Source organism: Streptomyces sp. NPDC001194 (genome assembly GCF_042896985.1).
In the GTDB taxonomy this organism is placed as follows: Bacteria; Actinomycetota; Actinomycetes; order Streptomycetales; family Streptomycetaceae; genus Streptomyces.
Genome location: NZ_JBIAXU010000001.1, coordinates 376696 through 401426 on the forward strand (window position 1 = coordinate 376696; position 24731 = coordinate 401426).

Below are 24731 nucleotides of genomic sequence, written 5' to 3' on the forward strand. Positions count from 1 at the left end.
CACCGATGACCCTGCCCTACCTGCTCTTGGACATCGACGGCGTCCTCATCCCGTTCCCGGCGGCAGATGGCAGCACCCCACCCACCCACGTCCGCCACACCGTCCTGCCCACTGGCCGACACCCCGACGATCCCGTCCCCATCTGGCTCGACCCCAGCCAGGGCCTGGTGCTCACCGATCTCCTGGCCAGCGGCCTCGTCACCCCGGTTTGGTGCACGAGCTGGCGCAAGGACGCCACCACGATCATCGGGCCGCTCCTGGGGCTGCCGGACTTCCCCTACCTCGACCTCCCCCGCCCACAGATCACCACCAGCCATCCCGACGGCTACCTGTGGAAGCGCGACCACGTCGCCCCCTGGCTCGGAAGAGCACCCGTCGTCTGGATCGACGACGACTTCACCGTGCTCGACCACGACTGGGCCGCCGAACGCACCGCCCGCGGCTGCGCCACCCTCCTCATCCAGCCGGACCCTTACACCGGTCTCCAGCCGAGCCACCTCGCCGATGTGCGGGACTGGGTGGGCCTCCCGGACGCAGCGGGTGGAACGACAGAAGCCGCATAGCAAGGGCCTCGCGTCCGGTCTACGAAGCGGATCGATCCGACCGGGCGTTCCGGTGATCAATCAGCCGCGTCACGGCATCGTCCAGCCTCTTCGCAGTGCGATGGACGGCTTCCAGCACGGAGTGGGCACCAACACCATCAGCCCCCGAGTTCAGTGCCTTGGCAACCTGGTTCAGGTTGTTGCCGATGTACCCGAGTTGGCGTCGCGCGGCGAAGATCTCGACAACGATCTCTCGTTCACCAGCAACCTCAGCGGCTGTGCGGTTCAGGTCACTCGACGCGGCGAGCGCGCAGTGCGCGAGGAAGCCGGCAGTCGTCATGTTGGAGACCTGGGCGCCCGCGCTGATCTCGACGAGCTCCTCCTCGCTCAGACGGACTGTGCAGACGATCTTGCGCTGCGAGGGCTTCCGGTGACGCCTCCGGATTCGGGAGAGCGGCTGAACCGGCTGCCGACCTTCTTCAAGCTGCAGGCCGCCCTCGGCCTCAGCTTCCCCCTCCGGCGCCCCCTGGTGCCGGAGGGTCCCTTTGGATGCTCCGCCGACGGTGGAGTGTCCAAAGGGATAACTTGCTCCGCTCGCGGTCGGCATTGCGGCTGTGTCCTGTCCTCCGTCTGCACCGGTCGTGAATGCAAGGTCGTCGCTCCCCTCGTTGGAAGCAGCGTTGTTCGTGTTGTCGATCAGGGTGAGTCTCCTTTACGCAGTGTGGCGGCAGCGGGCGGCGACTCGACCACAAGCCACGGACAACCGTGCGCCCGGGGATCCAAGCCATCCGCTGTTCTGTCCCCCGGAGGGGGTGATCAGTACGGGGGGCACAAGGGCGGGTGGTCGGGTGGTCGGAAGGGGTTCCGACCACCCGATCGGGACCGCCGTCTTGGCGGTCAACTGAGGTTCGCCTCGGTCTCGAACTCGGGTCGCAGGATGTTCATCGCGTCGGTCAGCCGTTCGCCGCCGAGCTTGAGGCCCTCGTCCTTTACGGCCTGCCGGACCACTGACCGGCTGAGGCGTCCTTGCTGGGTCGCAGCGATGCGTCCGATTTCGACGATCCGGTCGAGGGGCGCGTCGGCCGGCCGACCACCTGGCGCCTGAGACTTCGGCTCCTCGTCTACTACTGCCGGTGCCCGAGCGGTGGCCGCCGCTTCGGAACCGGTCTCGCGGGTGATGAGGATGCGGAGGTGGACGGCCCCCGCGAGAGCAAGCGGGGCAAGGGTGGAGAGGATGCCGACCGTGAGGTCACTCAGCCGCAGAGTGCCTGAAGCGGACTGCTGGTTGAGGCGCACCGCGTGAAGAGCGTTGGCCCAGGTGCTGGCGGCGGTGGCGGTGCCGAAGAGGGTCCATACGTACAGGCGGGCGCGGAAGGGGCCCCGCGCAGGATGATCAGCGCGCGGACGCCGTAGGCGATGAACCCGTCGATGAGCAGCGGGAAGAGGTACGTCAGAAATCCGCGGACATGGATGGCCACGGCCATCTGCTGCAGCGCGTCGTACGAGAGCGCGCATCCGGCGGCGCCGAGGGCGAGGATCGCGGCGTGGTCCCAGGCCGTGGCACGGCTGGGCAGGGGTATGCGGGCGGGTGGCGCGAGGGTTGCCATGTGGGTGCGAGGGCTCCAAGGGTGGTGGGGGTGTTGTGCTGGCCGTCTTTTCCGTCTTGGCCGTTGCAGGCGCAGGTCAGGCGCGGTACGGCAGTGATGCGGCGCTCCGTCTTGGTTCCGTCCCGGCGGGCTGCCTGTGACCTGCGGCAATACGGCGGAGACGCCTGGGACGCGGCAAGACGGATGTGGGCGGCGTATCAGTGGTGCGGCGCGGGCAGCCCTGATCGACTTCCGTCTTGGCCCCGGTTGCCGTCTCGGCTGCATGCGTCTGACCTGCGGTGCGACGGCAGGGACGGCACGGACGGCAACCGGGGTGGGGCGGGGTCTCAGCCCTCGCTGGGGCCGGGGCCGGCGGCGTCGACGGGGTGGACGCCAGGGCAGTACCGGCGCCAGGCATCGAGGAACTTGTTGCGGGTGTAGCCCTTGCGCTGGGTCTTGTCCGCGAGGCGGACGTTGCCCGGCCTGATGCCGTACTCGCGAAGCAGGGAACCGAGTTCACGGGCCGTGAGGCCGCTACGCCCCCAATCCACCCAGGGGCCTTCGGCGTCACCGCGCAGGAAGCCAAGGATCTCGTCTGTGGTCAGGCTCTCCGGCTCGCGCTGGGCGAAGAAGATGCGGCGGATGTCGGCGAGGATGCGCGCGCCACCAGGGTTGTCCTCCTCGGCCTGAACCTCATCGGCGACCATCTGCGCACAGGCGGCGCGAGCCAGGCGGGGCCACGGGCCGCCTGCGAGGTCGGCGGTGATGACCAGGGGTTCCCAGGTATCGGCGGCACGGTCCTCGACCGGCATCGCCGGTTCCAGGTCGGCTGCCTCGTCCAACAGCGGCCTTGCCCATGCGGCGATGCGGTCGCGGAGATCGTGCAGGGCGGGCGTATCGCGGCGGGAGCGGAATGGGTGCACGCTCTCGCCCTCAGCCCGGCGCCTCATGCGGATGACCACCGAGCGGTCCATGATCGTGTCGGGCAGGTCGCCGATCCCGGCCAGGGCAGCCATGGCGAAGGTGGCGAACCTGTGCGGCGTGTGGTCGTTGCCGACTACTCGGGTGACGTAGCGGTTGCGCTGGTGGCCCGCGTTGAGCAAGCCGCGCATCTCCTCGTTCTTCTCGGCCATCTTCGGGGTGCCGAAGATAGTGTCGGCCTCGTCCACCAGGAGCGTGGGCGGCTCCTCGGTGATGGACCGGAAGATCGCCGCCGGGGTGGTGTTGATGGTGAGCATCGGCTCGTGGACCGTCTCGGTCAGCACATCCAGCAGCCGCGACTTGCCGCACCGCTTCGCGGGCCCGACCACGGCCAGGCGCGGGGCGTGCTGCCAGGCGGGCTGGAGATGAGTCGCTGCGACCCACAGCGTGACCGCGTCCAGGGCTCGCTCGGAGGGCAGGATCACGAACTGGGCGATCTGCCTCCGTAGCTCTGACAGCAGCGCGGCACCCTCGGTCGCCGGCGCGTCCGGAACCTCCACGGGCTCTGCAGGCGGCGCCGCTTCAGCCTCAGCCGACACCTTCTCGTCCCGGACAATGCTGGGCTGGCCAGGCACTGCCACCGGAGGCCACCCCGCCAGATGTGCGGCACGGGTGTGGGGGGTCGCAGGGTGCAACATGAACTCCTTCTGGTGGGGTTCCGGGCCGCCAGGCCCTTCTCCACCGGTTCGAATCGATTCGCTCTCGGACAGGGTGTTCACGAGGCCCTCGGCGCGAGCATCAGGAGCCGTTTCGTTGTCGGGGGTCGTGCCCATCAAGCTCCCAGGGTCCAGTTGCCACGCGTCCCGTCGTGGCTGAGCAGTTCCTGGTCGAAGCGCGCGAGCTCGGACTCGCTGTACAGGACTCGTCGTCCGACCTTCACGCCTCGGGGCCCGTAGCCCACATGTCGCCAGTACCGGACGGTGCTCTCGGCGGTGCGGTAGCGCTCTGCCACTTCGGCGGTGGTGAGGTAGGGGTGCACGCTTTCCCATTCGACTAGGAGGCTTTCCATTTCAGCAAAACGGTGCCACGCGAAGCCGAGTTAGTCAAATCGGAGAGCCCATGTTTCAATTGGGATAGCCGCGGGGCGTGAGATGGAGGGTGACGTGAAGGACGGACCAGGCGACGGCAGCGCGCCGCTGCTGTACAGCGAGGGCAATGCAGCGGCACGCATCGGGCTGGAGCGGGAGGTCAGGGGCTGGAGTACGACCGAACTGGCCGCCCGCATGACCAAGGCCGGCGTTCCGATGAACCAGACGGCCGTCTGGCGCATCGAGAACGGCAACCCACGCCGCAAGATCACCCTCGACGAGGCACTCGGCTTCGCCCGCGTCTTCGAGCTGCCCCTCGAAGAGCTCATGTCACCGGCCCTGGACGGCCTTGACCTCGACGGCCGGCGCATCGTCCAGGAGGCAGTCGAGGCGTTCTACGAGTCCCGCGACGCGCAGGACCGCCTCCACCACGCGGTCGTCGCCATCTCCGAGTACATCGAGGCGCACCCCGAGGGCTCGAAGGGCATCCACCTGCAGGTCCTCCGCCTCATGGGCGAGGAGCGCGAAGCCCGCGCCCTCGCTGAGTACATCGAAAGCGGCGGCTATTACCACTAATCACCGAGGAAAGAAGACCCACTTGGCGAACATCCAGAAGCGACCCAACGGCAAATGGCGCGCCCGCTACCGCGACCTCGACGGTAAGGAGCATGCGCGCCACTTCGATCGCAAGATCGACGCTCAGCGCTGGCTCGACGAGGTCACGACCAGCGTGGTCACCGGGCAGTACGTCGACCCGAGGTCGGCGAAGAAGCCCTTCAAGGAGTACGCGGAGGAGTGGCGGGCCAGCCAGCCACACCGGCCGTCGACGGCCAAGGCCGTAGCCCAGCACCTACGTTGCTACGCCTACCCCGTCTGGGAGAAGCGGGCACTCGGCGCTATCAAGCCCGGTGACGTACAGAGCTGGATCACCAGCCTGACGACCACCCACAAGCTCGCCGCGAGCACCTCCCGCACCGTCTTCAACACGGTCAACGCGGTCTTCCGGGCAGCGGTCCGCGACCGCATGATTCCGCACAACCCTTGTACGGACGCGAAGCTGCCTTCCGTGCCCAGGAAGACGGTCGTACCTCTGGCGGTCGAACAGGTGCGGACGCTGGCCGAGGAGATACCCGGACGCTACAAGGGCCTGGTTCTGCTGGGCGCCGCCACAGGGCTCCGCCCTGGCGAGCTCTTCGGCCTCCAGCTCCGGCACGTGGACCTGCTGCACGCGACCGTCTCGGTCGAGCAGCAGATCCAGCAGACGGCCAAGCACGGCGTGTACGTCGGCCCGCCGAAGACCGCGCGCTCGCACCGCACGGTTCCGCTCCCCCGCGTGGCGGTGGATGCGATGAAGGCCCACCTGCGGGACTTCCCCGCCGATGGGCCCGAGAGCTGGATCTTCACGGCGCCGCAAGGCGGGCCCGTGGTCTACACGCACTTCATGGACGGGCACTGGCGGCCTGCCTGCGCGAAGGCCGGCATAGCCAAGGGCACCGGCCCCCACGCCCTCCGGCACCACTACGCCAGCCTGCTGATCAAGCACGGCGAGTCGGTGAAGACCGTCTCCGAGCGCCTCGGCCACACCAATGCGGCCATGACGCTGAACATCTACACCCACCTGTGGCCCGACTCCGAGGAGCGGACCCGGGCTGCTGTCGACAAGGCGTACGCGGACCGCCCTGCGGACGGCGAAGCGCCAGCTAACGAAGCGGCGTAGCCGCTCCCCCGCGTGCCGGACTCATCCAGCACGCTGCGGACTCTGTGCGGACCGCGAAGGCCGCCCAACCCGCTCCGTCGCAGGTCAGACGGCCTTTCGCCGAACGTATTAGACGTTGAAGCGGAACTCGACCACGTCGCCGTCCTGCATGACGTAGTCCTTGCCCTCCATGCGGGCCTTGCCCTTGGCGCGGGCTTCCGCGACCGAGCCGCATTCGACCAGGTCCGCGAAGGAGATGACCTCGGCCTTGATGAAGCCGCGCTGGAAGTCGGTGTGGATCACGCCGGCCGCCTCAGGGGCCGTGGCGCCCTGCTTGATCGTCCAGGCGCGGGTTTCCTTCGGGCCGGCCGTCAGGTAGGTCTGCAGGCCCAGCGTCGCGAAGCCGACGCGGCCGAGGGTGGCCAGGCCCGGCTCGTCCTGGCCGACCGACTGGAGGAGCTCCAGGGCCTCCTCGTCGTCCAGCTCCGAGAGGTCCTGCTCCAGCTTGGCGTTCAGGAAGATCGCCTCCGCCGGGGCGACCAGGGCCGACTGCTCCGCCTTGAAGGCGTCGTCCGTCAGCTCGTCCTCGTCCACGTTGAAGACGTAGAGGAAGGGCTTGGTGGTCAGCAGGTGCAGCTCGTGGAGGAGGTCGCCCTGCTCCGTGCCCTTGGTGATGCCCTTGGAGAAGAGGGTGTCGCCCGCTTCGAGGATCTTCTTGGCCTCGACGACGGCCGCGAGGACCGCGACCTTCTCCTTCTGGAGGCGCGACTCCTTCGTCAGGCGCGGCTCGGCCTTCTCGATCGACTGGAGGTCGGCGAGGATCAGCTCGGTGTTGATCGTCTCGATGTCGTCCTTCGGCGAGACCTTGCCGTCGACGTGCACGACGTTCTCGTCCTTGAAGGCACGGATGACCTGGCAGATCGCGTCCGACTCACGGATGTTCGCGAGGAACTTGTTGCCCAGGCCCTCGCCCTCCGAGGCGCCGCGCACGATGCCCGCGATGTCGACGAAGTCGACCGTCGCCGGCAGGACGCGCTGCGAGCCGAAGATTCCGGCGAGGACGGCCAGACGCGAGTCCGGGACACCGACGACGCCGACGTTCGGCTCGATGGTGGCGAACGGGTAGTTGGCCGCCAGCACGTCGTTCTTGGTCAGGGCGTTGAACAGGGTCGACTTGCCGACATTCGGCAGGCCGACGATTCCGATCGTGAGCGACACGTTGGCGACTTCCCGTAGCTGGAGGGGGCGGCGGCCCGGGAGTGGGCCACCGGACAGTTTACTTTCCGATGAGTGGCAGTCGTTGTACGCGTGTCCCCACACCGATACCGCGCTCGGCCCGCCTAGCGTGGTGGGGTGGAGCACTACAGGACGCGTTCGGTGGATCACCCGCAGCGACAGCAGCCGGAGCGGCAGCAGCCGCGGCGCCCGGCTCCGCCCGTCGGCGGTGTGCCCGCCCAGGGCGGCCGCCCGCGGCCCGCGCCCGCCCGGCGGCTGCCGCGGCCCCGGCTGACCGGGCTCGGCGGCGGCCTGTTCGCCTGCGTCGCGATGACCCTGGCCGCCGGGGTCGCCTGGCTGCTCTTCGGCGGCTCGCTGCTCGCGTACGGGCTGCTCTTCCTGCCCGTCGCGGCCGCCACCGCCCTCTGGGTGCGCCCGGCCGACCTGATCACGGCGCCGATCTCCGCGCCGATCGCCTTCGCCGTCGGGGTCTGGCCCCTCTCCGGCGGCTCCGGCGGCTTCGGCGCGGAGGTCATGGGCATCGTGTCCGCCCTGTCCCTGCACGCGGGCTGGCTGTACGGGGGGACCCTCGTCTCCGCGCTGATCGTCGTCGTACGGAAGGCCGTGCTGATCTCCCGGCGCAGGCTCCCCCGACGGGCCGCCTAGCCCGTCGGCCCGTCGGCCCCTCTAGCCCGCCGACCCGCGCGCCGCCATCGCCGCGCCCACGATGCCGGCGTTGTTCTGGAGCTTCGCCGGGACGATCTCGGCCCGTACGTCCTCGATCAGCGGAAGAAACTTCTCCGGCTTGCGGCTGACGCCGCCGCCGATGATGAACAGGTCCGGGGAGAAGAGCATCTCCACGTGCTCCAGGTACCGCTGCACCCGGTGGGCCCAGCGCTCCCAGGTCAGGTCCCCGTCCTCCTTGGCCTTGACCGACGCCCGCTTCTCCGCGTCGTGGCCCTTCAGCTCCAGGTGGCCGAGCTCCGTGTTCGGCACGAGCCGGCCGTCCGTGAACAGCGCGCTGCCGATGCCCGTCCCGAGCGTCAGCATGATCACCGTCCCGCCACGGCCCTTGCCCGCGCCGTACGTCATCTCCGCGATCCCGGCCGCGTCCGCGTCGTTGAGGACCGTGACCGGCTGGCCCCCGAGCCGCTGCGAGAGCAGGGCGGCCGTGTCGACGCCGATCCAGCCCTTGTCCATGTTGGCCGCCGTACGGGTGACCCCGCCGGTGACCACCCCCGGGAACGTCACCCCCACGGGGCCGTCCCAGTCGAAGTGGCGCACCACCTCGACGACGCAGCCGGCCACCCCGTCGGGGGTGGCCGGCTGCGGTGTCAGTACCTTGTGGCGCTCCTGCGCCAGCTCGCCACGGTCCAGGTCCGCGGGAGCGCCCTTGATCCCGGAACCACCGATGTCCACGCCGAAGATCTGCATGGAATCACCGTACGAAACGAAGCGGGCTACTTCTCGGCGACCAGCGAGGCCGCTTCGGCGCGCAGGTCGCGGCGCAGCTCCTTCGGCAGCGAGAAGACGATCGACTCCTCGGCGGTCTTGACGATCTCCACGTCCGCGTAGCCGCGCGCGGCGAGCCACTCCAGGACCTCCTCGACCAGCACCTCCGGCACCGAGGCGCCCGAGGTCAGGCCGACCGTGGTGACGCCCTCCAGCCAGGCCTCGTCGATCTCGCTCGCGAAGTCCACGAGGTACGCGGCGCGCGCGCCGGCGTCCTTGGCGACCTCGACGAGGCGGATGGAGTTCGAGGAGTTCTTCGAGCCGACGACGATGACCAGGTCGGAGTCGGCGCCCATCACCTTCACCGCCGCCTGGCGGTTGGAGGTGGCGTAGCAGATGTCGTCGCTCGGCGGCGAGACCAGCAGCGGGAACTTGGTCTTCAGCGCGTCGACCGTCTCCATGGTCTCGTCGACCGAGAGCGTGGTCTGCGACAGCCAGACGACCTTGGACTCGTCGCGGACGGTGACCTTCTCCACGTCGTGCGGGCCGTCGACGATCGTGATGTGGTCCGGGGCCTCGCCCGAGGTGCCGATGACCTCCTCGTGGCCCTCGTGGCCGATGAGGAGGATGTCGAAGTCCTCGTTCGCGTACCGGATGGCCTCCTTGTGCACCTTGGTGACCAGCGGGCAGGTCGCGTCGATCGTCGCGAGCTTGCCGCGCGCCGCCTCCTCGTGCACCACCGGGGCCACGCCGTGCGCGGAGAACATCACGATGGAGCCCTCGGGCACCTCCTCCGTCCGCTCGACGAAGATGGCGCCCTTCTTCTCCAGCGTCTGGACGACGTACTTGTTGTGCACGATCTCGTGGCGGACGTAGACCGGCGCACCGTACTGCTCGAGGGCCTTCTCGACGGCGATCACGGCTCGGTCCACGCCCGCGCAGTAGCCGCGCGGGGCGGCGAGCAGGACGCGTCGGGAAGCGGGAACAGGGGCGGCAGCAGTCATGCGGTCCATCGTACGGGGGTCTCCAGGAGGCCGGGCGTCGCCCGTTCGGCACAGACTGGGGCGAACGTACGAACCGAGCGCCCCCGGAGGAATGATGGCGTCCGTTACGGACCCCGGTACGGCGCCGAAGGCGGCCCTCCGGCGGAGCCTCGGATTCCGCGACCTGGTCGTGTACGGGCTCCTCTTCATCGCCCCCATGGCCCCGGTCGGGGTCTTCGGCGCCCTCGACGCGAAATCGCACGGCGCCGTCGCGCTCGTGTACCTCTGCGCGACGGTCGCGATGGCGTTCACGGCCTTCTCGTACGCGCAGATGGTCCAGGTGGCCCCGCAGGCCGGCTCCGTCTTCACGTACGCCCGCAAGGGGCTCGGGGAGGGTGCCGGGCTGATCGCCGGCTGGATGGCGATGCTCGACTACCTGCTGATCCCGGCGGTCGCGTACCTCTTCTCCGGGATCGCGATGAACGCGCTGGTCCCGGAGGTCTCTCGGTGGGTGTGGACGGCGCTGGCGGTGCTGGTGACCACCGGGCTGAACCTGTGGGGCGTGCGGGCGGCCGCACGCGTGGGCTTCGCGGTGCTGGCGATGGAGATCGCGGTGCTGCTGGTGTTCGTGGTGGCGGCGGTGACGGTGCTGGTCCGGGACGGGGCGCAGCGCGGCTGGCTGTCGCCGCTGACCGGGGACGGGTCACTGGGCTTCTCCCCGGCCGCCGTGCTGGGCGCGGTGTCGGTGGCGGTCCTCTCGTACCTCGGCTTCGACGCGATCGCCTCGTTCGCGGAGGAGGTGACGGGGGGCTCGGAGCGGGTGGCGCGGGCGGTGCTGTTCTGCCTGGCCCTGGCCGGGGTGCTGTTCTTCGTGCAGAGCTACCTGGCGGCTCTGCTGATGCCGGTGTCCTCGGCGCAGCTGGCGGCCGATCCGGCTCAGCAGGGGCCGGCCTTCTACACCGCGGTGGAGTCCTCGGTCGGGAACTGGCTGCACGATCTGGTGGCGGCCAGCAAGGCGATCGGAGCGGCCTTCGCAGCGCTGGCGGGGCAGGCGGCGGCGGGCCGGCTGGTGTTCGCGATGGCCCGCGAGCGGCGGTTGCCGGGGGCCCTGGCGCGCACCTCGGACGGGACCCCGCGGCCGGCGCTGCTGGTGGCGGCGACGATCACGCTGGTCGCGGCGGTGTGGGCGGCGCGCCGCGACGACGGGCTCGACCAGCTGGTCTCCGTGGTGGACGTGGGGGCACTGGTGGCGTTCACGCTGCTGCACGCCTCGGTGGTGGGCTGGTTCGTGGTGCAGCGCGGAGCGGGCCGGCCGAACTGGTGGAAGCACCTGGTGATGCCGGTGCTGGGGGCGGCGGTGACGATCGCGGTGATCGTCGAGGCCGCCTGGACGGCGCAGCTGGTGGGTGCGGTCTGGCTGGCGGCGGGGCTCGCGGTCCTGGCCGTCCAGGGGACCCGGCGGAACGGGGCCGGGGACGCGTCCGAGCGCTGAGCCGGCGGCTGCCGCCGCGGGCCGGGGGGCGCGTCGCGGGCCGGGGGGCGCGTCGCGGGCCGGGGGGCGCGTCGCGGGCCGGGGGGCGCGTCGCGGGCCGAGCCGGCGGTCGCCGCCGCGGGCCCGCCCGGATCCCGACACCGCCGGCCGCCCCTGAGACGGTGTCAGTGTGGCTGTCGGCGCGGGCGGATAGCCTGCGTACATGGGTCTGAATACGTCGGCTGACGCGCCGCTGCCGGTCGGTCAGGTGTCCCGGCTCATCGGGGGCTGGATCGACCGGCTGGGCCAGGTGTGGGTGGAAGGGCAGATCACGCAGCTGTCGCGGCGGCCGGGGGCGGGGGTGGTCTTCCTGACGCTGCGCGACCCCTCGCACGACATCTCGCTGAGCGTCACCTGCTACCGCCAGGTCTTCGACGAGGTCGCGGACGCGGTGACGGAGGGCGCGCGGGTCGTCGTCCTGGCCAAGCCGGAGTGGTACGCCCCGCGCGGCCAGCTGTCGCTGCGGGCGACCGAGATACGGCCCGTCGGCATCGGCGAGCTGCTCGCCCGGCTGGAGAAGCTCAAGCGCTCGCTGGCCTCCGAGGGGCTGTTCGCGCTGGACCGCAAGAAGCCGCTGCCCTTCCTGCCGCAGCTGATCGGGCTGGTGGTCGGGCGGGCCTCGGCGGCCGAGCGCGACGTGCTGGAGAACGCCCGGCGGCGCTGGCCCGCGGTCCGCTTCGAGGTGCGGAACGTGGCGGTCCAGGGGGTGAACGCGGTGCCCCAGGTGATCCGGGCGGTCAAGGAGCTCGACGCCCTGGACGAGGTCGACGTGATCATCGTGGCCCGTGGCGGCGGCAGCGTGGAGGACCTGCTGCCGTTCTCCGACGAGGAGGTCGTACGGACGGTCGCGGCGGCCCGCACGCCCGTGGTCTCGGCGATCGGGCACGAGCCGGACTCCCCGCTGCTGGACCTCGTCGCGGACGTGCGGGCCTCCACGCCCACGGACGCGGCGAAGAAGGTGGTGCCGGACGTCGGCGAGGAGCTGGAGCGGGTACGCCAGCTGCAGGGCCGGGGGCTGCGGGCGGTGCGCGGGCTGCTCGACCGGGAGGAGCGGGGGCTCGCGCACGCCCTGGCCCGACCGGTCTTCGTCCATCCCCAGCGGATGGTGGAGACCCGCGAGGCCGAGCTGGAGGCCCTGCTGGGACGTACCCGGCGGACGCTGGGACACCTGCTGGACCGGGCAGATTCCGAGCTGGCGCACACGCTGGCCCGGGTGGTGGCGCTGTCCCCGGCGGCGACGCTGGAGCGCGGGTACGCCGTACTCCAGCGGGCGGACGGGCACGTGGTGCGGTCGCCGGAGCAGGTCTCGGGGGACGAGGTGCTGCGGGCGCGGGTGGCGGAAGGCGAGTTCTCCGTACGGGTCGCGGGGCCGGACGCCGGGTGAACCGGCCACCCGGAGCCCGGAACATATTCGATGTACTGCACACATAAGGTGGAACGGGAATGACTGAAACCGATGCCTCGTTGGGGTACGAGCAGGCCCGGGACGAGCTCATCGAGGTCGTCCGCAAGCTGGAGGCCGGCGGGACGTCGCTCGAGGACTCCCTCGCGCTCTGGGAGCGCGGCGAGGAGCTCGCGCAGGTCTGCCGGCACTGGCTGGAGGGCGCCCGCGCCCGGCTCGACTCGGCGCTGGCGGCCCGCGAGGCGGGGGCCGGCGAGGCCGGCGGGGGTGACGAGCGGGACGCCTGATCGGGCGGCTCAAACGTGACGTGAGTCATCTTCAAGCAGATTTAGTTGAAAGTTCTACAACTTCCGGCTTAGAGTCGAGGCATCGCTTCACCCCCGCATGTATGGAAGAAGGCTTTCCGATGTCTCTCGTTCTCGACGCCGCCGCCCAGGACCTGCTGTTCCGCGAGGCCCGCACCGCCAACTCGTTCTCCGACGAGCCGGTGACCGAGGAGCAGGTCCAGGCGATCTACGACCTGGTGAAGTTCGGCCCCACCGCCTTCAACGGCACGCCGCTGCGCATTACCCTGGTCCGCTCCCCCGAGGCCCGCGAGCGCCTCGTGAAGCACATGGCCGAGGGCAACCAGGCCAAGACCGCCGCCGCGCCGCTGGTCGCGATCCTCTCCGCGGACAACGAGTTCCACGAGGAGCTGCCGCGCCTGCTGCCGCACTTCCCGCCGGCCAAGGACATGTTCTTCTCCGAGCGCCCGGTGCGTGAGCAGTCCGCGCTGGTGAACGGCGCCCTGCAGGCCGCGTACTTCATCGTGGGCGTCCGCGCCGCCGGCCTGGCCGCGGGCCCGATGACCGGCGCCGACCTCGCCGGCATCCAGAAGGAGTTCCTGGACGCCGACCACACCCCGATCATGGTCGTGAACATCGGCAAGCCGGGCGCCGACGCCTGGTTCGACCGCTCGCCGCGCCTGGGCTTCGACGAGGTCATCACCACCGTCTGAGTCAGGACAGGTACGCAGAAGGCCGCTCCCCGGGGTTCCGGGGAGCGGCCTTCTGCGTATGCGACCGGCTCGGATCACCGCTGTGGTGCCCGGCCGGCTCGGATCACTGCTGGGCGCCCTGCTTGAACTCCAGGGCCGCCGCCATCGCGCCCAGCTCCTCGAAGGAGGCGGTGCCGGTCACGACCGTGGCGTACCCCTGCTCCTGCCGGACGAGGGCGTCGTACTTCTCGCCCTCCCAGCGCTCCCAGACCTGGTCGCCGACCTGCTGCGTCTGCCCGGTGGCCTTCGCCTGCCGGGTGACGCCGGCCAGGTGCTTGGCCGAGGCGTCGCTGGACTGCTCGATCGCGACGTACTGCCCCTTGGGGTCCAGGAAGCCCAGGTGCCAGGCGTTCGCGGCCTTGCGGTCGTACGTCACCGAGGTCGCGCGCCACTCGGCCGGGAGCCCCACCGGCACGGCCACCGGGTACGGCGCGGCGCGCCGTGCGGTGATCGTCTCCACCCGGTAGTCGACCACGTGTGTCGGATCGGCCTTCTCGTCATGCGGGACGAAGATGTAGATCCCCGCGACGACGATGCCGATCACCCCCAGCGACCGGACCATGTCCCAGACCGTCTGCTTGCCCTTCATACCTGCCACGCCACCATCGTCCCCCATGACCGGGAGTGATCTCCGCCGGGGTGGGGCGCGGCGGGTCCCGGGACCCCCGGGACGTCCGCACGTGGTCCGCAAGACGTCCGCTCACGCCAACCGCGTGACCGATATACCGCTCATACGTGACCCGGTCTGCTCAATTTGTCGACGTACCGATAGAGTTCCAGCACCCTCACTTCCCGGCCGTCGCCGTACAGAAAGGTGCGCTCCGATGACCGAGCACAACCTGCCGCCCCAGCTCGAAGTCTCTCCGGAGGCCCCCGACCGCAACCTCGCCCTGGAGCTCGTCCGGGTGACCGAGGCCGCCGCCATGGCCGCGGGCCGGTGGGTCGGGCGCGGCGACAAGCTCGGCGCCGACGGCGCCGCGGTCAACGCGATGCGGACCCTGATCTCCACCGTTTCGATGAACGGCGTCGTCGTCATCGGCGAGGGCGAGAAGGACGAAGCCCCGATGCTGTTCAACGGCGAGCGGGTCGGCGACGGCACCGGCGCCGAGGTCGACATCGCGGTCGACCCGATCGACGGCACCACCCTGAACGCCAAGGGCATGCCGAACGCGATCGCCGTCCTGGCCGCCGCCGACCGCGGCACCATGTTCGACCCGTCCGCGGTCTTCTACATGGAGAAGCTGGTCACCGGACCCGAGGCCGCCGACTTCGTCGACATCAACGCGCCGGTCTCCGTCAACATCCGCCGCGTCGCCAAGGCCAAGAACATGGCCGTCGAAGACGTCACCGTGATCATCCTGGACCGCCCGCGCCACGAGGGCATCGTCAAGGAGATCCGCGAGACGGGCGCCCGCATCAAGTTCATCTCCGACGGCGACGTCGCCGGCTCGGTCATGGCGGTGCGCGAGGGCACCGGCGTGGACCTGCTGCTCGGCATCGGCGGCACCCCCGAGGGCATCATCTCGGCCTGCGCCATCAAGTGCCTCGGCGGCACCATCCAGGGCAAGCTGTGGCCCAAGGACGAGGCCGAGCGCCAGAAGGCCATCGACGCCGGCCACGACCTGGACCGCGTCCTGCACACGAACGACCTGGTCTCCGGCGACAACGTCTTCTTCGTCGCCACCGGCATCACGGACGGCGAGCTGCTGCGCGGCGTCCACTACCGCTCGGAGACCGCGACCACGTCCTCGCTGGTCATGCGCTCGAAGTCGGGCACGATCCGGCAGATCGACTCGACGCACCGCCTGTCGAAGCTGCGCGCGTACAGCGCGATCGACTTCGACCGCGCCCAGTAGGAGCCCGCGAACAGGGCAGCGGGCAGGTACGGCGAGAGGGGCGGGGCCGCGGGGGGGGGGGGGGCCCCCCCCCGGCGGGGGGGGGGGGGGGGGCCCCCCCCGCCGGGGGGGGCCCCCCCCCCCCCCCCCGGGGCCGCGCCCGCGCCGCCCCGCAGGCCGACGCGGGGGGCTACCCGCGCGTGGGCGTGCCCCCGCCCCCTGTCGGCCCCCGCCACCGGGGCGGGGGGCGGGTGGGGGGGGGGGGGCGCCCCGGGGGGGGGGGGCCCCGCCCCTCTCGTCCGTGTACGTGCGGGACTCAGCCCGCGGCGGCTATCGGCCCGGCTCCCTGCGCCTGGCGCAGCTCCGCCGCGCGGCGCCTGCGGCGGGCCAGCACCACGCGGCGCTCGGCGGCGGTGAGCCCGCCCCACACCCCGTACGGCTCGGGCTGGAGCAGGGCGTGCTCGCGGCAGGCGACCATCACCGGGCAGCGCGCGCAGACCCGCTTCGCGGCCTCCTCGCGGGAGAGCCGGGCCGCCGTCGGCTCCTTGGAGGGGGCGAAGAACAGCCCCGCCTCGTCCCGGCGGCACACCGCCTCCGCGTGCCATGGGCCGTCATCTTCCCTCGCCGGCACCCGCGGCTTCGGTACGGCGGCCGGACGGGCTTGAAGGCTCGGTACGGCGGCTACCTGCAGGGACTGATGCGGCGGATGCGGCACGGCCTACTCCTGACGACGTATACGCAAGCGAGAGACGATGCACCTGTCCCTACCCGCTGTGCGCGCCCCTATGCACTGCGTGGAGCAAGGGCGCCGCCCCGTCGAACTTCGACCGAAACGCGACGCCGGTGTACGTCGTCGCGCGCCCGCGCACGCCCGCGCGCGGGCTCATTCCCGGCCGGCGCCCCGCAGCGCGTCCGGCGGCGTCCAGTCGGGCCGGCGGCCGAGGTAGGCGAGCAGCGCGGCGACCGGGTCGGCGGCGGCGTCGGGCGCCGGCAGCAGCGCCGGGCCGTACGCGAACCCGCGCAGGGGCTCCGCGAGGGCCTCCGCCGTCGGGCGCAGGGCCGCGGCGAGGGCCGGGGTCAGCGGGGAGGGCAGGCCGGTGGCGACGGCGATGTCCCAGGCGTGGACGGCGGCGTCGAGGGCGGCCGCGCCGACCGCGACCTCGGCGGGGACGGTGAACGGGGGCAGCGGTACGGCGACCTCCGCCGTACCCGGCGCGACACCGGCGAAGGCCTCCGCCGCGGCGTCGAGGGCCGGCGCCAGCAGCTGCGCGGGGGCGGCGGCCAGGATGCCGGAGGGCGCGAAGGGGTCCTCGGCCGGGCCCGGGCCGCCGGTGAGGCGGGCGGCGTAGCCGAGCTGGTCGCCGGCCGCGTGCTGCAGCACTTGGCCGACACTCCACCGTTCGCAGGGCGTCGGACGGTCCCAGCCGTCGGCGGGCACTCCGTCGACGACGGAGCGCAGCGCCGCGTGCGCGGCATCGAGCAGGTCCCACTTGGATGCGGTCATGGGGCCGATCCTAGGGCGGACTTCGGCCAAGTCGGCCGAGATCCCGGCCAGTTGATCCGGAACGCGGCCGGGGCCCGGAACCGGGGCGGGGCCGGGGCCGGGAATGGCGCCGGGCCCGGGCTACCCCTGGAGGCGCTTGCGCAGCTTGAGGGCCAGGTCCACGAGGCGGGCGCCGAGCTTGGGTCGGGCCTCGATGTTGCCCAGCAGGGCGAAGCCGCGGATGATCACGACCGGCGCGCTCGGGTCGGTGGTCTCGGCGCGGCCCTCCCCGTGCACCTCGAAGTTTCCGAGGACCCCGCTGCCGTAGCCGCGCAGGGTCACGTTCTCCGGGACCGTGATCTCGACGTTCCCCAACACGCTCGTCACGTCGATCTCGGTGACCTGCTGCTCGAAGACGGCCTCGGTGAGGTCGATGGTGACGTCGCCGAGGACCGACACCACGCGGGTGTGCGCCCCGGGGCGCCAGCGACCCTTGCGGGTGGAGCTGCTGCACACGGCGACCACGGTCTCCGAGACCGCGGCCCGGCCGCCGGCCGGCGGGTGCGGGACCGGGGCCGGGGCCGCGTACTGGCCGTACGCGGGCGCCGCGGCGGGGGCGCCGGGCGCCGGGAGGTCCCGTACGAGCACCTGGAGCTCCCCGACCGTCTTCACCGCGTACAGCGAATCCAGCCGCTCGGAGTGCTCGTCGGCGGTCAGCCGGCCCTCGGCGAGGGCGTCGGCCAGGATGTGCGCGATCCGGTCGCGGTCGGCGTCGGAGGCCCGCAGATCGGCGGGCGCGGCAGGCTTCTTTTCCAGGTCCACGCCAGCCAGCATAGCGATACGCGATAGATCGCGATAGCCGTCGGCAGTTGACAGTGAGCCTTACCTCACAGACGCACCCCGGGACGGAGGTCCTACGCTGGATAGCCGCGCTGCCAAATGGTCGCCAGCGCCGTCTGCCGAGTGAGGAATGACTGCCGTCATGCCAGAGTTTGCGTACACCGACCTGCTGCCCCTGGGCGAGGACACCACCCCCTACCGGCTGGTGACCTCGGAGGGCGTCTCGACGTTCGAGGCCGACGGCCGTACGTTCCTCAAGGTCGAGCCCGAGGCGCTGCGCAAGCTCGCCGAAGAGGCCATCCACGACATCCAGCACTTCCTGCGCCCCGCGCACCTCGCGCAGCTGCGCCGGATCATCGACGACCCCGAGGCCTCGTCGAACGACAAGTTCGTCGCGCTCGACCTCCTGAAGAACGCGAACATCGCGGCGGCCGGCGTCCTGCCGATGTGCCAGGACACGGGCACGGCGATCGTGATGGGCAAGCGCGGCCAGAACGTGCTGACGGAGGGCGGGGACGAGGCGGCGCTGTCGCGCGGCATCTTCGACGCGTACACGCGCCTCAACCTGCGCTACTCGCAGATGGCCCCCCTCACCATGTGGGAGGAGAAGAACACCGGCTCGAACCTGCCCGCGCAGATCGAGCTGTACGCGACGGACGGCGGCGCGTACAAGTTCCTCTTCATGGCCAAGGGCGGCGGCTCGGCCAACAAGTCCTTCCTCTACCAGGAGACGAAGGCGGTCCTCAACGAGGCCTCCATGATGAAGTTCCTGGAGGAGAAGATCCGTTCGCTGGGCACCGCGGCCTGCCCGCCGTACCACCTCGCGATCGTGGTCGGCGGCACGTCGGCGGAGCACGCGCTCAAGACGGCGAAGTACGCCTCGGCCCACTACCTGGACGAGCTGCCCACCGAGGGTTCCCCGCTGGGCCACGGCTTCCGGGACCTCGACCTGGAGCAGCAGGTCTTCGAGCTGACCCAGAAGATCGGCATCGGCGCGCAGTTCGGCGGCAAGTACTTCTGCCACGACGTGCGCGTCGTCCGCCTGCCGCGCCACGGCGCCTCGCTGCCGGTGGCCATCGCCGTCTCGTGCTCGGCGGACCGCCAGGCGACCGCGAAGATCACCGCCGAGGGCGTCTTCCTGGAGCAGCTGGAGCGCGACCCGGCCCGCTTCCTCCCGGAGACGACCGACGAGCACCTGGACGAGTCGGCGGACGTGGTCGAGATCGACCTGAACCAGCCGATGGACGACATCCTCGCGGAGCTGACCAAGCACCCGGTGAAGACCCGCCTCTCCCTGACGGGCCCGCTGGTGGTGGCGCGCGACATCGCGCACGCCAAGATCAAGGAGCTGCTGGACTCGGGCGCCGGGATGCCGCAGTACCTGAAGGACCACCCGGTCTACTACGCCGGCCCGGCGAAGACCCCCGAGGGCTACGCCTCGGGCTCCTTCGGCCCGACCACGGCCGGCCGCATGGACTCGTACGTGGAGCAGTTCCAGGCGGCGGGCGGCTCGAAGGTCATGCTGGCCAAGGGCAACCGCTCGCAGCAGGTGACGGACGCGTGCGGCGCGCACGGCGGCTTCTACCTCGGCTCGATCGGCGGCCCGGCGGCGCGCCTGGCGCAGGACTGCATCAAGAAGGTCGAGGTCCTGGAGTACGAGGAGCTCGGCATGGAGGCGGTCTGGAGGATCGAGGTCGAGGACTTCCCGGCGTTCATCGTCGTGGACGACAAGGGCAACGACTTCTTCCAGAACCCGGCCCCGGCCCCCACCTTCACCCACATCCCCGTCCGGGGCCCGGGCCTGGCGTAACCCCGCGCCGGTCCCGTCCCGGACGGGGCCGGCAGGACGTCCCGGCGAGACCCCCTGGCCCCCGGCCAGGGGGTCTTCAGCACTCCGTGTAGCCGCGCAGCAGCTCGGCCTCGGTCGGAGTCGCGTACAGCCCGTGCGCGCGCGCCTCGCGCAGTTGCGGGAGCGTGAGTGCGTACATGTCGCGGACGGCCTTCAACGGAAGGCCGTCCGGCCCGCCGACGGCGAGGACGACCGTGCCCTCCGCGGCGATGATCCGCTCGCGGATCCACGGCGGGGGCACGCCCCAGCCACCGCCGCAGGCCGTGTACGCGCGTCCCACTGCGGTGCAGTACTCGGTCTCCTCCCAGCGCAAGCGGCCGTCGACGACGCGCTGTCCGACCTCGTGTCGGCAAGACTCGCACGGTTCGCAATGCAGCAATGTCACGGAGAATTCGGCCATCCGTGCAGCATGCGGTAGCGGGGCGGTCTGCGCATGCGGATAACGTCGGGTCCATGAATCGGCAGTACGCGCAGCCCGCCACCGCCCGCGACGTGCGGGTCATCGCCCATCGCGGGGCCTCCCACGAGCATCCCGAGCACACCCTCGCCGCCTATCGGCAGGCCATCGACGACGGGGCCGACGCGCTGGAGTGCGACGTACGGCTGAGTGCCGACGGGCGGCTCGTGTGCGTGCACGACCGGCGGGTGGAGCGGACCTCCGACGGGCGCGGGACCGTCTCCGCCATGACGTACGAGGAGCTGGCCGGCCTCGACTTCGGCGGCTGGAAGGGCGAGGAGCACCGCGGGGCGCAGGTGCTGCTCTTCGAGGACCTGCTCAAGGAGGCGCTGGCCGCCGACCGGCCCGTCGGGCTGGCCGTCGAGACCAAGCACCCCACCCGCGCGGGCGGCCGGCTGGAGGCCGAGCTCGTACGGGTCCTCAAGGAGCACGGGCTCGCCGACGGCTCCGACGGCCGCGTCGAGGTGATGAGCTTCTCCCGAAACGCCCTGATCCGGCTGAACCGGCTGGCCCCCGGGCTGCCCGCCGTGTACCTGATCGAGCGGGCGGTGCGGCCGCCCAGGCCGCCGTTCGCCGGGCACGCCGGTCCCGGCATCGACCTGCTGCGCAAGGACCCGGGTCTGGTGGCGCGGCTCAAGGCCAAGGGGCTGCGCGTGCGCGTCTGGACGGTCGACGAGCCGGAGGACGTCGAGCTGTGCCTGCGGCTGGGCGTGGACACCTTGATCACCAACAGGCCGCGTGAAGTGCGGGAGTACCTGCGGGGCCGGTAGCCGGTGGCACCCGGCCGGCCGCGCCGGCCGGGTGTGGGGGGTGGTGGGCGAACTGCGGTTGGGCCAAGCGGGGTTACGCGAAGCGCTGCGTCGCCGCGCCGTTGCAGGTCTGCAGGCGCAGCTGGTCGTGGGCGGCGGCCACGGTCAGGCACATGCCCGGAGCGGCCGCGGGGCGCAGGGTGGCGCCGTCGCGGACCCACTGCTGGTTCGCACCGCCGTGGCAGTTCCAGACGATCAGGCCGGTGCCCGCGCCGTAGTTGGCGCCGGGGGCGTCCAGGCAGCGGTCGTGGGTGAGCTCGACGTGGACGGACTTCCTGGCGGAGTCGTACCACCAGCCCTGGTTGCGGCCGCCGTGGCAGTCCCAGCCGATGACCTTGGTCCCGTTGGCGCTGGAGCCGCCGTTGGAGTCGAGGCAGTTGCCGTTCGCCTCGTTCTTCAGCGGCGCGTAGAGGGAGTCCCAGGCCCCGGCCTGCAGGACGGGCGTTCCGGTGCTCGCCGGGTCCGCGCAGGAGGCCTCGCGCAGACCCGAGTCGTAAAGCTGCGTCAGGCAGGACGCGAACGCGCCGTGGCCCCGGTAGTTGGGGTGGAAGGACTGGCGGGCGGTGTTCTCGTCCCACGGGAAGTGGTCCCCGAGGTCCAGGTAGAGGCCGCGGGCCCAGGTGTCCTCCATGCACACCTCGTGGCCCTGGAAGAGCCGCGAGTTGTCCAGGTACGTGGCCCCCGAGGCGAGCGCCGCAGCGCGCACGCCCTTCTCGAAGGCGGGCACCGCTTGGTTGCGGCCCCAGGCGGCGTCGGAGTCGTAGCCGGCGCAGCCTCCGGGGAGCTTGCCCGGGAAGTTGGGGTTGTCGTAGAAGTCGGGGCCGATGGGGCTCGGGTAGCCCATCACGACGAGCTTGTAGTCGGAGTCCGCGTAGCCCGCGTCGCGCATGACCGTCTTGAGGTCGGCGACCGTCGCCTCGACCTTGGGCTTCAGGCCGTCCACGCGTGCCTGCCAGCCCGGTCCGTACTTGGGCTCGCAGGTGCCCTGGCTGAGCACCCAGCGGGTCACGCAGTCCGTCATGACCGGGCCGAACTGCAGGTCGTCGTTGGCGCCGGCGACGAGCAGCACCATCTTGATCTTCGTGTTGCGCGCCTTGACGGCCAGGCTGTCGCTCTGCACCAGCTCGTCGGCGTACTGCTTGCTGCCGCCGATCCGGATGTTGCCGGTGTAGCCGCCGGAGCAGGCGACGTTGAAGGTCAGGTCGGCCGGGATGCCGGTGCGGTGGATCGCGGAGTCCGGCGAGCGGTGGCACTGGTTGTTCGGGGTGTTGGTCGCCGGGTCGTAGTTGCCCACGCCCTCGCCCGAAATCTCGCTGTCGCCGAGCGAGATCAAGCCGGTCTTGCGCTCGCTCATCGGGCGGATCGCCGCGTCACCGTAGATCTTGACGGCCTCCGCCGCGCGGATGGCCTCCAGTTCGGGCGAGAGCGGGGTGGCGGCCGCCGCGGGGGCGCTCGCCGCCTGGGCCATGGGGGTGATGGCGGTGACGCCCCCGAGGGCGGCCGCGATCGCCGCGGCGGCGGCAAAGGTAGATCTGAGCCCGGGTCTCGTGCCCACACGTGTCATGAACGTCTCCCCTGTCGGTGTTACCCCCGGTATTTACTGGCCGGTAGGGGACTTGGGAACACTTCGAACAAGACAATTGCTCAACTTTTTGAGGAGGCAATCAAGATGACGAAAGATCAGCAGTCCCGGGGGCCGGCGGGCGAGTACCGCGTCGAGCACGACTCGATGGGCGAGGTACGGGTCCCCGCGCACGCCAAATGGCGGGCCCAGACCCAGCGCGCCGTGGAGAACTTCCCCCTCTCCGGCCAGCGCCTGGAGCGCGCCCACATCGAGGCGCTCGCGCTCGTCAAGGCGGCGGCCGCCGCGGTGAACGCGAAGCTGGGCGTGGTGGACCAGGACACCGCCGACGCGATCCGGTCCGCCGCGTCCGAGGTGGCCGAGGGCCGCTGGGACGAGCACTTCCCGGTCGACGTGTTCCAGACCGGGTCCGGGACCTCGTCCAACATGAACACCAACGAGGTCATCGCGACCCTGGCGGGCGAGCGGCTCGGCCGCGAGGTACACCCCAACGACCACGTCAACGCCTCGCAGAGCTCCAACGACGTGTTCCCGTCGTCCATCCACATCGCCGCGACCGCCGCCGTCACCCGCGAGCTGATCCCGGCCCTGGAGCACCTCGCCGCCGCCCTGGAGCGCAAGGCCGCCGAGTTCGCCGAGGTGGTCAAGGCGGGCCGGACCCACCTGATGGACGCCACCCCGGTGACCCTGGGCCAGGAGTTCGGCGGGTACGCCGCCCAGGTGCGCTACGGCGTCGAGCGGCTGCGCGGCGCCCTGCCCCGGCTCGCCGAACTGCCGCTGGGCGGGACCGCCGTGGGCACCGGGATCAACACCCCGCCCGGATTCTCCGCCGCCGTGATCGCCGAGGTGGCCGCCGCGACCGGGCTGCCGCTGACCGAGGCGCGCAACCACTTCGAGGCCCAGGGGGCGCGGGACGCGCTGGTGGAGACCTCGGGGGTGCTCCGTACGATCGCCGTCTCCCTGACCAAGATCTCCAACGATCTGCGCTGGATGGCCTCGGGACCGCGCACGGGATTGGCCGAAATCAATCTGCCAGATCTCCAGCCGGGCTCCTCGATCATGCCCGGGAAGGTCAATCCGGTGGTCCCGGAGGCCGTACTGATGGTCGCCGCACAGGTGACCGGAAACGACACGACCGTCGCCGTCGCGGGCGCGGCCGGCAATTTCGAGCTCAATGTGATGCTCCCGGTGATGGCCAAGAACCTGCTGGAATCGATCCGGCTGCTCGGCAACGCGAGCCGCCTGCTGGCCGACCGCACGGTCGACGGGATCACCGCGAACGTGGCGCGGGCCAGGGAGTTCGCCGAGTCCTCCCCCTCCGTGGTGACCCCGCTGAACCGGTACATCGGCTACGAGGAGGCGGCCAAGGTCGCCAAGAAGGCCCTCGCCGAACGGAAGACGATCAGGGAGGTCGTGCTGGAGTCCGGGTACGTCGACCGCGGCGACCTGACGCTGGAACAACTGGACGAGGCCCTCGACGTCCTGCGGATGACCCGGCCCTGAAAACGTTTCCGGACATGGGCCGGATTCGGTCGTTTCCCGTCCCCGCGCACCTCCGTGACCTGCACCGCAGCGGGCGCGGGGGCCCCCGCCCTAAGATCTGCGCATGACAGGTACCGCAGGCCGCGGGGGCGGCGACGCGCAGGGCACCCGCTGGCGGCCGGGTGAGCAGATCCTCTGGCGCTACCGCGACCACGCCCCGGCCCTGAAGGGTGCGGTCCACATCTGCCGCCCGGTGACGGTGGTGCAGGACACCGCCGACCTGCTGGCCGTGTGGATGGCCCCCGGCACCGAATGCGTCAAGCCGGTGCTGGCCGACGGTACCTCCGTGCACGAGGAGCCGCTCGCCACCCGGTACACCGCGCCGCGCACCACCGCACGCTCGCGCTGGTTCGGGGCCGGCGTGCTGAAGCTGGCCCGGCCCGGGGACCCGTGGTCGGTGTGGCTGTTCTGGGACCACGGCTGGCGGTTCAAGAGCTGGTACGTGAACCTCGAGGAGCCGCGCACCCGGTGGTCCGGCGGAGTGGACTCCGTGGACCACTTCCTGGACATCTCCGTCTACCCCGACCGTACGTGGAAGTGGCGCGACGAGGACGAGTTCGCGCAGGCCCAGCGGGCCGGTCTGATGGACGCCGAACAGGCCCGCCAGGTGCAGGTCGCGGGGCGGGCGGCGGTGGACGTGATCAAGGCCTGGGGGGCTCCGTTCTCCGACGGCTGGCAGGACTGGAGGCCGGATCCCGCCTGGGGAGTTCCGGCCCTCCCCGAGGACTGGGACCGCACTCCGGCGCATATGACCTCATGAGACCCTTGATGCGCCCCCGGGGTTCAACCGTAAGATCTCCCTCCGCAGGTCGCGCGCGGGAGGCGCGCTGGGCCCCCAAGCCGTAAATGTCGTGCCGTACGCGGGACTTGACCGGAGGTCAA

The 24731-nt window shown here is 71.2% G+C and carries 26 protein-coding genes; 13 read left to right on the forward strand and 13 right to left on the reverse strand.

The window, feature by feature from the left end; genetic code table 11:
• The first annotated feature begins 5 nt into the window (after positions 1–5).
• A complete protein-coding gene (locus ACFY1T_RS01760) occupies positions 6–563 on the forward strand; it encodes an HAD domain-containing protein (RefSeq protein ID WP_390786546.1) in 558 nt (185 codons plus the stop codon).
• A 19-nt stretch (positions 564–582) separates the two neighbouring features.
• Here ACFY1T_RS01760 and ACFY1T_RS01765 read toward each other — a convergent pair whose 3' ends face one another.
• The 4 genes from ACFY1T_RS01765 to ACFY1T_RS01780 form a co-directional block, all read right to left on the reverse strand.
• Positions 583–1149: a plasmid mobilization protein gene (locus ACFY1T_RS01765; protein ID WP_390786547.1), complete on the reverse strand. Its 567-nt coding sequence runs from the start codon at positions 1147–1149 to the stop codon at positions 583–585.
• A 290-nt stretch (positions 1150–1439) separates the two neighbouring features.
• A complete protein-coding gene (locus ACFY1T_RS01770; RefSeq protein ID WP_390786548.1) occupies positions 1440–1838 on the reverse strand; it encodes a hypothetical protein in 399 nt (132 codons plus the stop codon).
• Positions 1839–2475: 637 nt separating this feature from the next.
• Entirely contained in the window at positions 2476–3747 is a 1272-nt protein-coding gene (locus ACFY1T_RS01775) for a DUF3631 domain-containing protein (RefSeq protein ID WP_390786944.1), read from the reverse strand.
• A gap of 134 nt (positions 3748–3881) precedes the next feature.
• Positions 3882–4118 carry a helix-turn-helix domain-containing protein gene (locus ACFY1T_RS01780; protein ID WP_390786549.1) on the reverse strand — a complete coding sequence of 79 codons (237 nt, stop codon included), beginning with the start codon at positions 4116–4118 and terminating at the stop codon, positions 3882–3884.
• Positions 4119–4200: 82 nt separating this feature from the next.
• Between ACFY1T_RS01780 and ACFY1T_RS01785 the strand changes: the two genes are divergently transcribed.
• Together ACFY1T_RS01785 and ACFY1T_RS01790 are read left to right on the forward strand one after the other, a co-directional pair.
• Positions 4201–4713, forward strand: coding sequence for a helix-turn-helix domain-containing protein (locus tag ACFY1T_RS01785; RefSeq protein ID WP_266625922.1), 513 nt, complete (start codon positions 4201–4203; stop codon positions 4711–4713).
• Between the two features lie 22 nt (positions 4714–4735).
• Positions 4736–5854 (forward strand): tyrosine-type recombinase/integrase, encoded by a 1119-nt coding sequence (locus ACFY1T_RS01790; RefSeq protein ID WP_390786550.1) that lies wholly within the window; start codon positions 4736–4738, stop codon positions 5852–5854.
• Between the two features lie 108 nt (positions 5855–5962).
• Here the strand turns inward: ACFY1T_RS01790 and ychF are convergent, their stop codons facing one another.
• Positions 5963–7051 (reverse strand): redox-regulated ATPase YchF, encoded by a 1089-nt coding sequence (gene ychF, locus ACFY1T_RS01795; RefSeq protein WP_030873010.1) that lies wholly within the window; start codon positions 7049–7051, stop codon positions 5963–5965.
• Between the two features lie 135 nt (positions 7052–7186).
• Here ychF and ACFY1T_RS01800 point away from each other — a divergent pair, with 135 nt between their 5' ends.
• Positions 7187–7714, forward strand: coding sequence for a DUF6542 domain-containing protein (locus tag ACFY1T_RS01800; protein WP_390786551.1), 528 nt, complete (start codon positions 7187–7189; stop codon positions 7712–7714).
• 21 nt (positions 7715–7735) lie between these two features.
• On the opposite strand, the gene ppgK is transcribed toward ACFY1T_RS01800, so the two are convergent.
• Positions 7736–8482: a polyphosphate--glucose phosphotransferase gene (ppgK, locus tag ACFY1T_RS01805; RefSeq protein WP_376021255.1), complete on the reverse strand. Its 747-nt coding sequence runs from the start codon at positions 8480–8482 to the stop codon at positions 7736–7738.
• Positions 8483–8508: 26 nt separating this feature from the next.
• Positions 8509–9513, reverse strand: coding sequence for a 4-hydroxy-3-methylbut-2-enyl diphosphate reductase (locus ACFY1T_RS01810; protein ID WP_030867438.1), 1005 nt, complete (start codon positions 9511–9513; stop codon positions 8509–8511).
• An 82-nt stretch (positions 9514–9595) separates the two neighbouring features.
• Here ACFY1T_RS01810 and ACFY1T_RS01815 point away from each other — a divergent pair, with 82 nt between their 5' ends.
• The 4 genes from ACFY1T_RS01815 (at position 9596) to ACFY1T_RS01830 (ending at position 13413) form a co-directional block, all read left to right on the forward strand.
• Positions 9596–10975 (forward strand): APC family permease, encoded by a 1380-nt coding sequence (locus ACFY1T_RS01815; RefSeq protein ID WP_390786552.1) that lies wholly within the window; start codon positions 9596–9598, stop codon positions 10973–10975.
• Positions 10976–11177: 202 nt separating this feature from the next.
• On the forward strand, positions 11178–12398 hold the full coding sequence (gene xseA, locus ACFY1T_RS01820; protein WP_030867433.1) for an exodeoxyribonuclease VII large subunit: 1221 nt from the start codon (positions 11178–11180) through the stop codon (positions 12396–12398).
• A 59-nt stretch (positions 12399–12457) separates the two neighbouring features.
• Entirely contained in the window at positions 12458–12703 is a 246-nt protein-coding gene (locus tag ACFY1T_RS01825) for an exodeoxyribonuclease VII small subunit (RefSeq protein WP_390786553.1), read from the forward strand.
• Positions 12704–12822: 119 nt separating this feature from the next.
• On the forward strand, positions 12823–13413 hold the full coding sequence (locus ACFY1T_RS01830; protein ID WP_229336694.1) for a malonic semialdehyde reductase: 591 nt from the start codon (positions 12823–12825) through the stop codon (positions 13411–13413).
• Positions 13414–13516: 103 nt separating this feature from the next.
• Here the strand turns inward: ACFY1T_RS01830 and ACFY1T_RS01835 are convergent, their stop codons facing one another.
• On the reverse strand, positions 13517–14041 hold the full coding sequence (locus tag ACFY1T_RS01835; protein WP_390786945.1) for a DUF4245 domain-containing protein: 525 nt from the start codon (positions 14039–14041) through the stop codon (positions 13517–13519).
• A 235-nt stretch (positions 14042–14276) separates the two neighbouring features.
• Between ACFY1T_RS01835 and glpX the strand changes: the two genes are divergently transcribed.
• Positions 14277–15308, forward strand: coding sequence for a class II fructose-bisphosphatase (glpX, locus tag ACFY1T_RS01840; RefSeq protein ID WP_030159594.1), 1032 nt, complete (start codon positions 14277–14279; stop codon positions 15306–15308).
• Positions 15309–15603: 295 nt separating this feature from the next.
• Here the strand turns inward: glpX and ACFY1T_RS01845 are convergent, their stop codons facing one another.
• The 3 genes from ACFY1T_RS01845 to ACFY1T_RS01855 all read right to left on the reverse strand — a co-directional run bounded on the left by ACFY1T_RS01845 (position 15604) and on the right by ACFY1T_RS01855 (position 17592).
• Positions 15604–16002, reverse strand: a complete 399-nt coding sequence (locus ACFY1T_RS01845; protein WP_390786554.1) for a WhiB family transcriptional regulator — start codon at positions 16000–16002, stop codon at positions 15604–15606.
• A 168-nt stretch (positions 16003–16170) separates the two neighbouring features.
• Complete coding sequence (locus tag ACFY1T_RS01850) at positions 16171–16791, reverse strand: TIGR03086 family metal-binding protein (protein ID WP_390786555.1); 621 nt, start codon at positions 16789–16791, stop codon at positions 16171–16173.
• A 120-nt stretch (positions 16792–16911) separates the two neighbouring features.
• Entirely contained in the window at positions 16912–17592 is a 681-nt protein-coding gene (locus tag ACFY1T_RS01855; RefSeq protein WP_390786556.1) for a DUF1707 domain-containing protein, read from the reverse strand.
• A 160-nt stretch (positions 17593–17752) separates the two neighbouring features.
• On the opposite strand from ACFY1T_RS01855, the gene ACFY1T_RS01860 reads away from it, so the two are divergent.
• Positions 17753–19420, forward strand: a complete 1668-nt coding sequence (locus ACFY1T_RS01860) for a fumarate hydratase (RefSeq protein ID WP_390786557.1) — start codon at positions 17753–17755, stop codon at positions 19418–19420.
• Positions 19421–19496: 76 nt separating this feature from the next.
• Here ACFY1T_RS01860 and ACFY1T_RS01865 read toward each other — a convergent pair whose 3' ends face one another.
• The gene (locus ACFY1T_RS01865; RefSeq protein ID WP_390786558.1) at positions 19497–19739 is read right to left on the reverse strand and encodes a hypothetical protein; all 243 of its coding nucleotides are present in this window, start codon (positions 19737–19739) and stop codon (positions 19497–19499) included.
• A gap of 173 nt (positions 19740–19912) precedes the next feature.
• On the opposite strand from ACFY1T_RS01865, the gene ACFY1T_RS01870 reads away from it, so the two are divergent.
• On the forward strand, positions 19913–20686 hold the full coding sequence (locus ACFY1T_RS01870; RefSeq protein ID WP_390786559.1) for a glycerophosphodiester phosphodiesterase: 774 nt from the start codon (positions 19913–19915) through the stop codon (positions 20684–20686).
• A 73-nt stretch (positions 20687–20759) separates the two neighbouring features.
• On the opposite strand, the gene ACFY1T_RS01875 is transcribed toward ACFY1T_RS01870, so the two are convergent.
• Entirely contained in the window at positions 20760–22289 is a 1530-nt protein-coding gene (locus ACFY1T_RS01875) for a ricin-type beta-trefoil lectin domain protein (RefSeq protein WP_390786560.1), read from the reverse strand.
• A gap of 105 nt (positions 22290–22394) precedes the next feature.
• Here ACFY1T_RS01875 and ACFY1T_RS01880 point away from each other — a divergent pair, with 105 nt between their 5' ends.
• Positions 22395–23810 (forward strand): class II fumarate hydratase, encoded by a 1416-nt coding sequence (locus ACFY1T_RS01880; RefSeq protein ID WP_390786561.1) that lies wholly within the window; start codon positions 22395–22397, stop codon positions 23808–23810.
• 103 nt (positions 23811–23913) lie between these two features.
• Positions 23914–24609, forward strand: coding sequence for a DUF402 domain-containing protein (locus ACFY1T_RS01885; protein ID WP_030867409.1), 696 nt, complete (start codon positions 23914–23916; stop codon positions 24607–24609).
• The last annotated feature ends 122 nt before the right edge of the window (positions 24610–24731 follow it).